This is a genomic window from Anoxybacillus thermarum, from assembly GCF_000836725.1.
Taxonomy (GTDB): Bacteria; Bacillota; Bacilli; order Bacillales; family Anoxybacillaceae; genus Anoxybacillus; species Anoxybacillus thermarum.
Genome location: NZ_JXTH01000039.1, coordinates 13267 through 27126 on the forward strand (window position 1 = coordinate 13267; position 13860 = coordinate 27126).

A 13860-nucleotide genomic window follows, 5' to 3' on the forward strand; every position below is an offset into this window, starting at 1 on the left:
GAAAAAGGGGATGATTGAACGATGATGGAAAACGCATGGCTCATACCGCTTTTTCCGTTCGTCTCGTTTATTGTGCTGCTTGTTGTTGGCAAGCAGTTAAAAGAACGAAGCGCGTATGTCGGAATGTTGTTGACGCTTCTTTCGCTCGTCTTCGCCCTCGGGACGTTGTACGAGCGCTGGGCGGAGCCAACATATAAACAAGCATACACATGGTTAACAATCGGGGATGTGCATTTGACGGTCGGTTTTGAAGTGAACGCATTAAATGCTCTCATGCTCGTTGTTGTATCGCTTGTTAGTTTTCTCGTACATACGTATGCGAAAGGATATATGCACGGTGATGAGCGCTTCCCGGTATTTTACGCCTACTTAGGTTTATTTACATTTGCGATGCTCGGGCTTGTCGTATCACCAAATTTACTGCAAACGTATATTTTTTGGGAACTTGTCGGCCTCGGTTCGTTCTTACTCATCGGATTTTATTTTTACAAAGAAGAAGCGAAAGCTGCAGCGAAAAAAGCGTTTATTATGACGCGCATCGGGGACGTTGGCTTATTGATCGGCATGATTTTATTGTTCCTTGAAGTAAAAAGTTTTGAATACGAGGCTATTTTTGCTGCGTTACAACAAGGGGATGTTTCAACGACAATTATTACGTTAAGCGCCATTCTCATTTTTATCGGTGCGATTGGAAAATCGGGTCAATTTCCGCTTCATACATGGCTTCCAGATGCGATGGAAGGTCCGACTCCTGTATCGGCATTAATTCATGCGGCAACGATGGTCGCTGCCGGGGTATATTTAGTTGCGACGCTGTTTCCGCTTTATGAAGCAAGTGAAGTTGCGATGACGACCGTTGCTTACGTCGGAGGGTTTACCGCCATTTTTGCAGCGTCAATCGGCTTAGTGCAAACGGACATTAAACGTGTGCTTGCCTATTCGACTGTTAGCCAGCTCGGTTACATGATGTTAGCGCTCGGCTCTGCTGGGTACGTGGCAGGCGTCTTTCACTTAATGACACACGCCTTTTTTAAAGCATTGCTTTTCTTAGCGGCAGGTAGTGTCATTCATGCAGTGCATACGCAAAACATTGAACAAATGGGCGGGTTATGGAAAAAAATGAAATGGACCGCTCCGCTCTTTTTAATCGGAACGTTAGCCATTAGCGGATTTCCGTTTTTCTCAGGCTTTTTCAGCAAAGATGAAATTTTAATTGCGGCGTGGACGCACGGGCATGTCGGTTTATTTGTTGTCGCTGTTATTGCTGCCTTTTTCACAGCGTTTTATATGTTTCGTTTATTTTTCCTTGTGTTTGCGGGTGAAGGGCGGACGGCAAATGACGATGTACACGAATCACCGATGGTCATGGTGTTTCCGATGATCGTACTTGGTGCGTTGGCAGTCGTTTCTGGTTACGTCCAAACACCGTGGGGAGCGTTTTTAGGAGAGTGGTTGACAGAAGGAACGAATTGGCATGCACATATGGAAGGTCCGAGCTGGATTATGATTGTAGCGACCGTTGTTTCTTTATGCGGAATTGCTCTCGCATGGCTCATATATGGCAAACGAGTGATCGCTCGCGATTGGCTATCATCGCGTTTTCCAATGACGTACAATGTGCTCATGAACAAATATTACATCGATGAGTTTTACGGATTGACAGTCATCCGTGCAACGTCATTTGTTAGCTTATTGTTTGAGTATATTGACCGTTTCCTCATCGAAGGAGTGGCTCAACTATTTGCCGCAACTGCGCGCGGCATCGGACGAATCGGTTCACGTTTACAAAACGGTCAAGTACAAATGTACGGTACGGTGACGATTGTTGCTTTAGCGATTCTCGTCGTCATTTTTGCGGTGACAGGGGGGTATTTATAATGCAGCCATACTTTTTATCGCTCTTAATTTTCTCCCCGCTTTTAGGCATACTCGTTCTTTCGCTCCTTTCGAAAGAACAAGAAAAAGCGATTAAATGGCTTGGTGTTTTAGCGACGTTGCCATCGTTATGTTTATCGTTATTTGCGTTTTGGCAATATCAAAACGGCTATGATATAAGCAAATTAGCGGAAAAACGGTCATGGATTCAATTTGGCGAGTTTCCGTTTTTAAAGGAAACAGATTTTACTGTCGCATATGAACTTCATGTGGACGGTTTTGCGCTTGTTATGATCGTTTTAACGACTGTTTTAGCGACGCTTGCTGCGATTGCTTCGATGTTCATTCAAAAAGAATGGAAAGGATATTTTCAACTGTTTTTATTGCTTGAAATCGGTATGCTCGGCGTGTTTGCCGCAAGCAACCTTGTGCTCTTTTTCATCTTTTTCGAGCTGACGCTTATTCCGATGTTTTTCCTCATCGGAAAATGGGGATATTTCGAAAAAGAAAAAGCTGCATATAGCTATTTAATTTATAACGGGCTCGGCTCAGCCGTTTTATTGATCGTCATTGCCGTGTTGTTTGCGCGCACGGGCACATCGAATATCGCTGAGCTGCACCACATATTAACGGATCCGATGGCACAAACGATTTCGCCAATTTCCGACGCGCTTCGCTACGGGTTGTTTCTTGCGCTGCTAGTTGCATTTGGAGTAAAGCTTCCGATCGTGCCGCTTCATCGCTGGATGTTGCACGTGCACGTACAAGCGCCACCATCTGTCGTTATGCTGCATGCAGGGGTTTTGTTAAAAATTGGTGCTTTCGGTCTCGTTCGCTTTGCGTTCGGATTATTTCCCGGGCAATTCCAACAATTTTCGACATGGCTCATCGTTTTAGGTGTCGTCAACTTGTTGTACGGTGCGTTTTTAGCACTGAGACAAACCGACTTTAAAATGGTGCTTGCTTATTCGAGTGTGTCGCATATGGGCATTGTATTAATCGGACTCGGTTCGCTCACTGAGGCAGGAATACAAGGAGCGATTTTCCAAGCGGTGTCGCACGGATTTATCGCTGCGTTTTTATTCTTCTTCGTCGGTGTCATGTACGAAAGAACGCGCACGACGACGCTTGCTCGTTTAGGGGGGCTGGCGAAGACAATGCCGTACGTATCAGGATTTATTCTTGCTGGGGCGATGGCTTCGCTCGGTTTGCCAGGAACGTCTGGATTTATTAGCGAGTTTATGGCGTTCGTTGGGGCGTTTCAAGCAGAACCGCTGCTCGCCGCGATCGGTACGCTCGGCATTATTATGACAGCTGTATATTTATTACGCGCTGTTCTCAGCATGACATTCGGGCAAACAAAGGTGACAAACGTGTCCGATTTACGTGGGATTGAATGGGTACCAGCGATTAGTTTACTGTTGCTTATTATCATCATCGGAGTATATCCGAACGTCTTGGCGATGCCGCTACAAACGACGATTGAAACGATGATGAACGGGTTAGGGGGTTGATGAGGAGATGGATTTTGAAACATTACTTAGCTATGAATGGGGCGTCATGATGCCGGAATTTATTATTCTCGGCGTAGCCGTTGCGCTCTCGCTCATCGACCTATTTATGCCAGAAAACCGAAATCGGCAACTGCTTGGCTTATTCGCTTTTGTTGGCGTCGCCGTTTCATTCGCTTCACTGCTCGGTTTATGGACGAGTGATGTCACATCCATTTTAGGCGATACGTTCCGTCTTGATTCGTTTGCCAAATCGTTTAAAGCGTTATTGCTGATTGGTAGTGCGCTCGTGTTATTGCTTTCGATTCATTATGAGCCGAAAGAGCGCATCGCATATCGTGGCGAATTTTATTACTTATTTTTAACAGCGCTTCTCGGCGCAATGATGATGGCATCAAGCGGAGATCTCATTACATTGTTTGTCGGGCTTGAGCTATTGTCGATTTCTTCTTATATTCTCGTCGCGATTCGAAAAAAACATACACTCGCAAATGAAGCGGCGTTAAAATACGTCATTACTGGAGGCATTGCAACGGCGATTACGTTGTTCGGGATGAGCTACATATTTGGCTTCACCGGATCGACGAATATAAAAGAAATTGCCTTGCAGCTTGCGAGTACGTACGATGAAAACCATCAGTACATTTTATCGCTCGCCTTTTTGCTTACGTTCGTCGGGTTATCGTTTAAACTAGCATCGGCTCCGTTTCATATGTGGGCACCTGACGTATATCAAGGTGCGACGACGCCTGTTGTTTCTTTTTTAAGCGTCGTCTCTAAAACAGCTGGATTTGTCATCGTCTTGCGCGTCATCGTTTCCGTCTTTGCGCAAACGCCAACAGGAAGTTCGGCTTCGATGCTCATGACGCTTGCGCCATATATCGCCTTTTTAGCAGGAGCAACGATGATTATCGGCAATACGATTGCGCTTCGACAACGAAACGTCAAGCGCATGCTAGCATATTCGAGCATCGCACATGCGGGATACGTGCTCGTTGCTTTCGCAAGCTTATCGATGTTTATGTTTGAAGCGATTTGGTTTTACTTGTTCGCGTACGTATTTATGACGATCGGGGCGTTTGCGATTTTGCAAGTCGTTTCTCAACATCATGATGACGAAGACATTAGCATATTTGCTGGCTTATATCGACGCTCGCCGTTTATGGCGGTGGCGATGACGATCTTTTTACTATCGCTTGCAGGTATTCCGGGGACAGCTGGGTTTATCGGAAAAATGAACATTTTCCTCGGCGCATTTGTCGTTGAACCAGCTCATTACGTGCTTGCATCAATAATGGTAGTTACGACCGTCATCTCGTACGTATATTACTTTGGCATTTTCGTCCAAATGTTTTTCCGACCTGTCGAACATACGGATCAATTACAATGGCCGCCTGGGGTCATTGCTGTGGTTGTCATTTGTATCGTCGGTACGTTGTTGTTAGGGGTGTTTCCAAACTTTGCTTACGATTGGATTGCGCCATTTGAACATTTTAGCGATTTTCTTCAGTAGGACGTATAATGGAAGGGGTGTACCCTTCCATTTTTTTATGTGAAAGGAGCGATAAGTATGGAAACATTCGGACAAGAAGCGTTAATTAGTTTACTATCGCACGTGTTTTTTATTACGGTGACATGGTGGACGTTGCAAGCTGTTCGACTTGAAGTGATTTTTAAACCGAATCGCATCGTTCAAGCGCGCGTCTTTTACATTTTAATGACGATTGCGATTGGTTCGTTAGTGAGCAATTTCTTTTTAGATTATTTACGTTGGTCGCGCCAGCTTCCATTTTTACTTTAAGCGCGAGCGTTGTCGATTTTTTTCACGTATGTTCCCTTCCGATCTGGCAACAATAAAAGCTAAGGAGAGGAAGGGAAAAAAGATGAGAAAAAGATGGTTGGCACTCGTTATTTTTTGTTTGTTATTAAGTGGTTATCGGATGTATGATGATGAACGTGTCGAAAGAGAAATAACGAAAATAAACGACATGCTTGGCGTATTTGAAGCCCATCATATTCACCTCAAACGATGGAACGTCTACGCTAAAGAGCAAGTGGTTACAAAAGACCCTCACAACTGGATCCAACAACACGTGAGAACATGGTCCTCTTTCCATTGGACAGTTGAACCGCACAAGATGATTGGCAAACGTGAAACCTCCGCTTACGTTGAAACGATTCAACTCATCACGGTCGCTCATCATCCCGCAGTCATTATTTTATATGAAGCAACCGGTTCAACGTGGAATAAACAACTCGAACGCACGCTGGTCCGACAAACGACAAAATTATTCGCAAAGCCTACATTTTTCACTTGTATGACAGGGGAATTCGATGGTAAGATGAAAGGTGTTTTGTTTGACAAGGCGGTTCGCTTGCTTTCTTCCTTTCAAGCGCAACCGATTGAATCATTGCGTGAAGAGACATTTGTCTCCGTCTCAGCATATACTGAGCAGTGGAAGACATCACTTTTTGTCGGACAACAACAAATGAATCTTCAACTGGCGTTACGACAAAACGGATTGGGCGCGCGAACGACCGTTGTCATTGGCACCCCAATCATAACAACTGAATATTAATATAGAGACTTTGGACGCGGAGGGGAATGCCTTGGAAAAAATCATCGTCCGCGGCGGGAAGCGGTTAAGCGGCACAGTGAAAGTGGAAGGTGCGAAAAACGCCGTGTTGCCTGTCATCGCCGCAACATTATTAGCGAGTGAAGGAAAAAGCGTCATTTACGATGTACCGGAACTCTCCGATGTATATACGATTAGTGAAGTGTTACGTCACTTACAAGCAGACGTGACGGCTGGCAAAAACAACATCGTCGTCGATGCATCTGGAGAGCTAAGTATTGAAGCCCCATTTGAATATGTACGAAAAATGAGAGCATCTGTATTAGTAATGGGTCCATTGCTTGCGCGCAAAGGCCGCGCACGCGTCGCACTACCGGGTGGCTGTGCGATCGGGTCAAGACCAATTGACCAACATTTAAAAGGATTTGAAGCGATGGGTGCGACGGTGAAAATCGGGAACGGTTTCATCGACGCTGAAGTGAACGGAAAATTGCGCGGTGCAAAAATTTATTTAGACTTTCCGAGTGTCGGTGCGACAGAAAACATTATGATGGCTGCCGTTTTAGCAGAAGGAACAACAATTATTGAAAACTGCGCAAAAGAACCAGAAATTGTTGACCTAGCGAACTTTTTAAATGCGATGGGCGCAAAAGTGCGCGGTGCAGGAACAGGAACGATTCGCATTGAAGGTGTTACTACATTATATGGTGCACAACATACCGTTATTCCTGATCGCATTGAAGCAGGAACATTTATGATTGCCGCTGCGATTACAGGCGGAAACGTCCTCGTACAAGGCGCGGTGCCAGAACATTTAACGTCGTTAATTGCGAAACTTGAGGAAATGGGTGTCACCATTATTGAAGAAGACAACGGCTTGCGCGTCATCGCTCCAGACAAACTGAAAGCAGTCGACGTGAAGACAATGCCGCATCCTGGTTTTCCGACGGATATGCAGTCGCAAATGATGGCGCTGCTTATGAAGGCGGAAGGCACAAGCATGGTAACAGAAACGGTATTTGAAAACAGATTTATGCACGTCGAGGAATTTCGTCGCATGAACGCGGATGTGAAAATTGAAGGCCGTTCGGTCATCATTAACGGTCCGTGCAACTTGCAAGGGGCAGAAGTGGCGGCAACGGACTTGCGCGCTGCTGCAGCGCTTATTTTAGCTGGATTAGCGGCAGAAGGATATACGCGTGTAACTGAGCTGAAACATTTAGATCGCGGTTACGTTCGCTTTCATGAAAAATTAGCTGCGTTAGGGGCAGATATTGAACGAGTACGCGAAGATATCGACGCGGTGCAACGACAAATGACAGACGTAGGATAATGTAAAAAAACGACCGTTTGCGAAAAGCTAATGGTCGTTTTTGCATATATGCTTGTCCCCCTGCATACAGTTTAGTAATGATAAAGGGGGGATGGCATTTGCGGCAATGGATGATCGCAACCGTTGCGTTATTTACACTTATTTTACTTATTCCTGCATTAGTCGTTTTAGCGTTCGGGGAAAAGCAAAACACACCCCTTCCTGTCGAACTAAAGCCCGTTCAAGCGCACGATGAACCGACGGTGGAAGTGGTTGTATACCGAAGTAAAGAAAAAAAGGTCGAGCGCCTTCCGCTTGAACAATATGTCGCTGGTGTTGTAGCGGCAGAAATGCCGGCAGAATTTGAAATGGAAGCGTTAAAAGCTCAAGCGCTTACCGCAAGAACGTATATCGTGAAACAGCTGATGCATAACCAACCGATCCAACTGCCTGAAGGAGCGAACGTGACCGATACGGTCATGCATCAAGTGTATTATAACGACGAGCAATTAAAAGAAATGTGGGGAATCAGTTACGAATGGAAAATAAAAAAAATTAAAGAAGCAGTCGAGGCGACGCGTGGACAAATTTTAACGTACAACAATGAGCCGATTGAAGCCGCATTTTTCTCCACAAGCAACGGTTATACGGAAAATTCAGAAGCGTATTGGCAAAACGCTTTTCCGTACTTAACGAGCGTTGAAAGCCCGTGGGATACACAGTCGCCGAAGTTTTACGAACAAGTGACGCTATCTGTTCGCGAATTTGAACAGCGGCTCGGTGTAAAATTGCCAAAAGACGGATCAGTCGGCAAAGTGCTTGCACGCACGCCGGGCAAGCGGGTAGCCCTTGTCGACATCAATGGCAAGCAGCTGACCGGACGAGAAGTGCGCGAAAAACTGCAATTAAAATCAACGGATTTTACATGGACAAGACAAGGAAACAACATTGTCGTCACGACGAAAGGATACGGTCACGGTGTTGGGATGAGTCAATACGGGGCGAACTTTTTAGCGAAGAAAGGAAAAACGTATAAAGAAATTGTTCAATATTATTATCGAGGGGTACAAATTCACGATGTGTCACTTGTCGCTTCAAAATTTTGAAGCGGCAAATTTTTTTTTATTTTCTTGTGTATAAATGTTCTTCTTTCTGTTCACAATGGTTGCTGAGGTGATGAACATGAAAGAAGAAAACAAAAAAGTTTCAAAGTTGTTCCGTAAACGTTGGGTTGTTCCTTCGATTTATTTGTTAAGCGCAGCGCTCATTTTAACAGGTGTGCTTTGGTTCCAAAGCAAAACAAACGAAATGGTGAAGCCGCCTGTTGATGAAACAAAACCGAGCACAGCTGTAAACGAACAAGAATCTGTTCCTGTCCAACAAGCAGTTGAACAAATCGCGATGCCTGTCCTTGATCCAAACGCTGTTGAAATTGCAAAACCGTTTTACGACTTTAATGCATCAGCCGAAGAACAAGAAGCTGCTCTCGTCTCTTATAATGATGAATATTATCCGAACAAAGGTGTCGACATCGCGATGAAAAACGGCGAAAGCTTTGATGTGACCGCATCGTTAAGCGGAACGGTCGTTAAAGCAGAAAAAGACCCACTCTTTGGCTACGTCGTTCATATTCAACACGATCGCGGCGTTGTAACGGTATATCAATCATTAAAAGACGTACAAGTGAAAACAGGCGATACAGTAAAACAAGGACAAGTGATCGCAAAGGCAGCAACAAACGAGTTTAATAAAGAAGCAGGCGTCCACGTCCATTTTGAAATTCGGAAAGATGGGCAAGCGGTCAACCCTGTCGCTTACTTCGATCAACCGCTTAGCGCATTAGAAACGAAAGAACAACAAACGGAACAACAAGAAACAAATCAAAACAAAACAGATGAACAAGAAAGCAATCCGTCAAGCACTGTTCCAGATGCTTCGATTGGAATGGCAAGAACATGAACAGATGGGCAAAATGCTCATCTGTTCGCTTTTTTATGGCATATATTTTCTCCTTCCTTAATACACTATTACAAACTTGAACAACGAGGGTGTTTGAGGTGAGATGAATTTCGTTATGAACGAGTAAACGCCACTGCGATAAACGCCTTATACGTCTCATTTCACACTTCTCACATCCAACTTAGGGAGGGCGAGCAGTGTGCACGATTACATCAAAGAGCGTACAATCAAGATTGGCAAGTATATCGTGGAGACGAGAAAAACCGTTCGCGTCATCGCGAAAGAGTTCGGTGTGTCCAAAAGCACCGTGCATAAAGACTTAACGGAACGGCTCCCGGAAATTAACCCCGAATTAGCGAATGAAGTAAAAGAAATTTTAGATTACCATAAATCCATTCGCCATTTGCGTGGAGGAGAAGCGACGAAGAAAAAGTATAAAAAAGAAACGGAGCAAGCGACGTAAATTTGTTGTTCCTCTTGTCAAAAATATTCTCTTTTTTTCGCCATCGTTGTGGTAGAATATTTTATTAGGAGAAATGGCAAGGAGGAACATACATGTTTTTAGCAAGAGATATCGGCATCGATCTCGGCACGGCGAACGTATTGATTTATGTCAAAGGAAAAGGCATTGTATTAAACGAACCTTCTGTTGTGGCGATTGACCAGCATACGAAGCGAGTGTTGGCGGTAGGGGAAGAAGCGCGGCGCATGGTCGGACGTACGCCTGGGCATATTGTTGCCATCCGTCCGTTGAAAGATGGCGTCATTGCAGATTTCGAAATTACGGAAGCGATGCTAAAACATTTTTTAAGCAAACTTAACTTAAAAGGATGGTTTACGAAGCCGCGCATTTTAATTTGCTGCCCGACAAACATTACATCTGTAGAACGGAAAGCCATTAAAGAAGCAGCGGAAAAAAGCGGCGGCAAAAAAGTGTACTTAGAAGAAGAGCCGAAAGTGGCAGCGATCGGTGCGGGAATGGATATTTTTCAACCTTCTGGAAACATGGTCATCGACATTGGCGGCGGCACGACAGACGTTGCTGTTTTATCGATGGGTGACATCGTTACATCTGCATCAATTAAAGTAGCGGGCGATAAGTTTGACCAAGAAATTTTAAGCTATATTAAACGAGAATATAAACTATTAATCGGCGAGCGGACAGCGGAAGAAATTAAAATAAACATTGCTACGGTTTTCCCGAACGCCCGCGATGAAGCGATGGACATTCGCGGCCGCGATTTAGTGACAGGGTTGCCAAGAACGATTACGATTCGTTCTGGAGAAATCGAAAAAGCACTGCGCGAAACGGTATATACGATTGTCCAAACGGCAAAAAGCGTCCTTGAGCGCACACCGCCAGAACTGTCTGCCGACATTATCGACCGCGGCATTTTCTTAACAGGTGGCGGCGCATTGCTTCACGGCATCGATCAACTGCTTGCGCAAGAGCTGAAAGTGCCTGTCTTTATCGCGGAAAATCCGATGGATTGCGTGGCGATCGGTACAGGTTTAATGCTTGATAACATTGATAAAGCCCCATATCGTCAACTCGTGTAGGTGCCATTGGGAAATGGTACCTATTCGCTTTTTTCCCCTTTTTCTTTTATAATGGAAGTAGTGTAAAAACGGTTAGGGGGACGTTTTATGTTTCGCGGACTATATACAGCGGCTTCCGGCATGCTCTCTCAACAGCGCCGCATCGAAATGATGACGAACAATATCGCAAATGCCAATACGCCAGGCTACAAAGCTGATCAAGCATCATTGCGGGCTTTTCCAGAGATGCTGATGCATCGCATTCAACAAACGACGATTCCGACTGAAAAAAAACCGACGTGGCGTGATCGTACATATATCGGTCCGCTGTCGACAGGTGTGTACGTGCAAGAGCTTGTGCCAAACTTTGCTCAAGGGGATATACGCGAAACAGGCAATAACACCGATATAGCGATCATTGATGGGACAGGCACATCGTTTTTTATCGTACAAAATGAAGCAGGAGACGTTCGCTATACGCGAAACGGTCATTTCACAATCGATGCAGACGGATTTTTAACGACGACGGACGGTTTTTACGTGCTTGATGAAAACGGGAACCGTATGCAAGTAGGCGATGAGCAGTTTACGGTACGTGAAGACGGCACGATTACAAAAGATGGACAGACGATCGCACGCCTTGGCATCGCTTATGCGGCAAACGTTCAATCGCTAGCGAAAGAAGGGAACGGCTTATTTCGAGCAGAACAAGAACTTCCGCCTGCTGAGGCGTATACGATTCGCCAACAACATATTGAACGTTCAAACGTCGATCTTGCTCGCGCGATGACAGATATGCTTTCAGCTTACCGCGCGTTTGAGGCGAACCAAAAAATTTTACAAGCATACGATAAAAGTATGGACAAAGCGGCAAACGAAATCGGCCGCTTAAAGTAGGGGGATAATGATGCTTCGTTCAATGATTACTGCCGCCAACACGATGAACCAACTTCATCAACAACTTGATACGATCAGCCATAATATCGCAAACGTTAATACAACCGGATATAAAAAACGCGATGCCGTCTTTGAAGAGCTGCTTGCCCAACAGTTTACGAACTTGCCAAACAGAGACGAAACGCCGCGTTTAACACCTGTCGGCCTTCGCCTTGGCGTCGGGGCGAAAGTAGCATCGACGCATATGCAAATGAAGCAAGGATCCATTTTGAAAACAGATCGCTCGCTTGATCTCGCCTTTACAAAAGAAGGACAGTTTTTTCGCATTCTTGTCGATGGTGCCATTCAATATACGCGCGACGGTGCGTTTTACCTTAGTCCATCGGCGAACAATCCAGATGAACTGATGCTTGTAACAGCCGATGGTTATGCGGTGCTCGATGAAAACGATGAACCGATTACGGTGTTAGATGGGTTCAAAGATATTCAAGTCACTCAAAACGGCACGATGCAATTCATTGCACCAAACGGGAACATGATGCAGACGGTAAACATCGGTGTTTCATACGTGACGCGCCCGCAGCTGATGCAAGCGCTTGGCGATAACCGTTTTGCTTTTTCGGCTGATGTAAATGCGCCGAATGCGGCCATCAATTTAACTAACAACAACCGTAACGCGATCTCGATGCAACAATACGCCCTTGAACAATCAAACGTTGAGCTGGCGACAGAAATGAGCGAACTGATGATCACGCAACGGTCATATCAGCTCAACGCCCGTGCCATTACATTATCGGATCAAATGATGGGGCTGATTAACGGCATTCGTTCATAGTGAGGGAAATCATATGGAGGAAAAACAACAAAAGCGCTCGCTTCGCCGTCCGCGCCGCCGCCTTATTCCGATTTGGCTTCGCCTCATCATTGTGTTCATTCTCGTTGCACTAAGCGGAGCGGTTGGGGCGATGATCGGCTACGGTGTGCTCGGCGACGGCAAGCCATTTGATGCGCTAAAGCCAGCGACATGGCAACATATTGTTGAGTTAATCGAAAAACAGTAGTGGACAGACCACTTGCAAACATGATACATTGAAAAAAAGGCGGAAGGGAGATCCTTCCGTTTTTTTATAAAGGAGGAATTCGTATGCTTGATATTCAACAAATTCAACAAATTATTCCACATCGTTATCCATTTTTGCTCGTTGACCGCATTGTTGAAGTGGAAGAAGGAAAGCGCGCTGTCGGCATAAAAAACGTGAGCGCAAACGAACAATTTTTTGTCGGTCATTTTCCTGACTATCCTGTTATGCCCGGCGTACTCATTGTCGAGGCGCTGGCGCAAGTCGGGGCTGTGGCGATGTTAATGAAAGAAGAAAACCGCGGCCGGCTCGCCTTTTTTACGGGCATTGACAACTGTCGATTTAAAAAGCAAGTGAAACCGGGCGATCAATTACGGTTAGAAGTCGAAATGATTCGTTTTAAAGGGGCAATCGGCAAAGGAAAAGGCGTCGCTACCGTCGATGGCGAACTCGTCTGCGAAACAGAAATTATGTTTGCACTTGGAGAAAAATAATGTATAACCGTCTCCTTTCTGGACATGTTATAAGTGATTACATATGTGGCAGAAAGGAGAACAACAATGAAAACAAAATGGCTATTAAAACTATTTAGTGCGCTCATCGCTGTCATGGTCGTTACAGGCTGCAATAACGATGATACAGACAACGATATGAACAACCAAGAGGAAATGCAGCCAGGCGAAGATACAAATGAAGGTGCCGGGGATGATGAAAACGATGCTGTGCCAGATGAAGAAGACGCTGTTGAAGACGCTGAAGATATGAATGACGCAGACAATACGGACGAATAAGCGCAAGAGATTTCCTCTTGCGTCAGACTGTTGACAAAATGGTTGTAAGACAATTTTCTTACAACCATTTTGTTCCATTTTGATATTTGTTTTCCTCGATGAACTGACGAAAATAACGACATACATAAGTGAAAAAGAGGGGAGATGCCCATTCTCCATAGGCAGTTTGCTAATTTCTTTAAATTCATCGCAGCACAAACAAGCATCGCCTGCATCTGGTTTCTTTCCAATCCACGGTAATTCGTCCAGCGCAGACCATGCTTCTCTTTCAAATCTGCAAAATTTCGTTCGATTGTCTCTTTTCTCTGCTCATACAATTCT

The 13860-nt window shown here is 45.0% G+C and carries 15 protein-coding genes and 1 pseudogene; 15 read left to right on the plus strand and 1 reads right to left on the minus strand.

What is annotated here, in order from left to right; translation table 11 throughout:
• Positions 1-21 precede the first annotated feature (21 nt).
• The 15 genes from nuoL (at position 22) to LH47_RS09855 (ending at position 13539) form a co-directional block, all read left to right on the plus strand.
• Complete coding sequence (nuoL, locus tag LH47_RS09785) at positions 22-1878, plus strand: NADH-quinone oxidoreductase subunit L (protein ID WP_043966990.1); 1857 nt, start codon at positions 22-24, stop codon at positions 1876-1878.
• Positions 1878-3389 carry an NADH-quinone oxidoreductase subunit M gene (locus LH47_RS09790; protein WP_043966991.1) on the plus strand — a complete coding sequence of 504 codons (1512 nt, stop codon included), beginning with the start codon at positions 1878-1880 and terminating at the stop codon, positions 3387-3389. Before nuoL ends, LH47_RS09790 begins: the two co-directional genes overlap by 1 nt.
• A 7-nt stretch (positions 3390-3396) precedes the next feature.
• Positions 3397-4899 carry an NADH-quinone oxidoreductase subunit NuoN gene (gene nuoN, locus LH47_RS09795; RefSeq protein ID WP_043966993.1) on the plus strand — a complete coding sequence of 501 codons (1503 nt, stop codon included), beginning with the start codon at positions 3397-3399 and terminating at the stop codon, positions 4897-4899.
• Positions 4900-4956: 57 nt separating this feature from the next.
• The gene (locus tag LH47_RS09800; RefSeq protein ID WP_043966995.1) at positions 4957-5187 is read left to right on the plus strand and encodes a DUF1146 family protein; all 231 of its coding nucleotides are present in this window, start codon (positions 4957-4959) and stop codon (positions 5185-5187) included.
• 82 nt (positions 5188-5269) lie between these two features.
• Positions 5270-5965 (plus strand): YwmB family TATA-box binding protein, encoded by a 696-nt coding sequence (locus tag LH47_RS09805; RefSeq protein WP_043966997.1) that lies wholly within the window; start codon positions 5270-5272, stop codon positions 5963-5965.
• Positions 5966-5996: 31 nt separating this feature from the next.
• The gene (gene murA, locus LH47_RS09810; RefSeq protein ID WP_043966999.1) at positions 5997-7295 is read left to right on the plus strand and encodes a UDP-N-acetylglucosamine 1-carboxyvinyltransferase; all 1299 of its coding nucleotides are present in this window, start codon (positions 5997-5999) and stop codon (positions 7293-7295) included.
• A 98-nt stretch (positions 7296-7393) separates the two neighbouring features.
• The gene (gene spoIID, locus LH47_RS09815) at positions 7394-8380 is read left to right on the plus strand and encodes a stage II sporulation protein D (protein WP_084221309.1); all 987 of its coding nucleotides are present in this window, start codon (positions 7394-7396) and stop codon (positions 8378-8380) included.
• A gap of 76 nt (positions 8381-8456) precedes the next feature.
• A complete protein-coding gene (locus LH47_RS09820; protein WP_043967003.1) occupies positions 8457-9233 on the plus strand; it encodes a M23 family metallopeptidase in 777 nt (258 codons plus the stop codon).
• Positions 9234-9432: 199 nt separating this feature from the next.
• Positions 9433-9696 carry a sporulation transcriptional regulator SpoIIID gene (gene spoIIID / locus LH47_RS09825; RefSeq protein WP_003396966.1) on the plus strand — a complete coding sequence of 88 codons (264 nt, stop codon included), beginning with the start codon at positions 9433-9435 and terminating at the stop codon, positions 9694-9696.
• Between the two features lie 92 nt (positions 9697-9788).
• On the plus strand, positions 9789-10793 hold the full coding sequence (gene mreB, locus LH47_RS09830; RefSeq protein WP_043967005.1) for a rod shape-determining protein: 1005 nt from the start codon (positions 9789-9791) through the stop codon (positions 10791-10793).
• A gap of 87 nt (positions 10794-10880) precedes the next feature.
• Positions 10881-11669 carry a flagellar basal-body rod protein FlgF gene (flgF, locus tag LH47_RS09835; protein WP_043967007.1) on the plus strand — a complete coding sequence of 263 codons (789 nt, stop codon included), beginning with the start codon at positions 10881-10883 and terminating at the stop codon, positions 11667-11669.
• Positions 11670-11679: 10 nt separating this feature from the next.
• Positions 11680-12504 (plus strand): flagellar hook-basal body protein, encoded by an 825-nt coding sequence (locus tag LH47_RS09840; protein ID WP_043967009.1) that lies wholly within the window; start codon positions 11680-11682, stop codon positions 12502-12504.
• A gap of 13 nt (positions 12505-12517) precedes the next feature.
• Positions 12518-12730, plus strand: coding sequence for a DNA-directed RNA polymerase subunit beta (locus LH47_RS09845; protein ID WP_043967010.1), 213 nt, complete (start codon positions 12518-12520; stop codon positions 12728-12730).
• An 83-nt stretch (positions 12731-12813) separates the two neighbouring features.
• Entirely contained in the window at positions 12814-13242 is a 429-nt protein-coding gene (gene fabZ, locus LH47_RS09850) for a 3-hydroxyacyl-ACP dehydratase FabZ (protein WP_043967012.1), read from the plus strand.
• A 66-nt stretch (positions 13243-13308) separates the two neighbouring features.
• On the plus strand, positions 13309-13539 hold the full coding sequence (locus LH47_RS09855; RefSeq protein WP_043967014.1) for a hypothetical protein: 231 nt from the start codon (positions 13309-13311) through the stop codon (positions 13537-13539).
• A gap of 137 nt (positions 13540-13676) precedes the next feature.
• Here the strand turns inward: LH47_RS09855 and LH47_RS15315 are convergent.
• Positions 13677-13860: pseudogene (locus LH47_RS15315) on the minus strand (transposase); the annotation flags it as partial.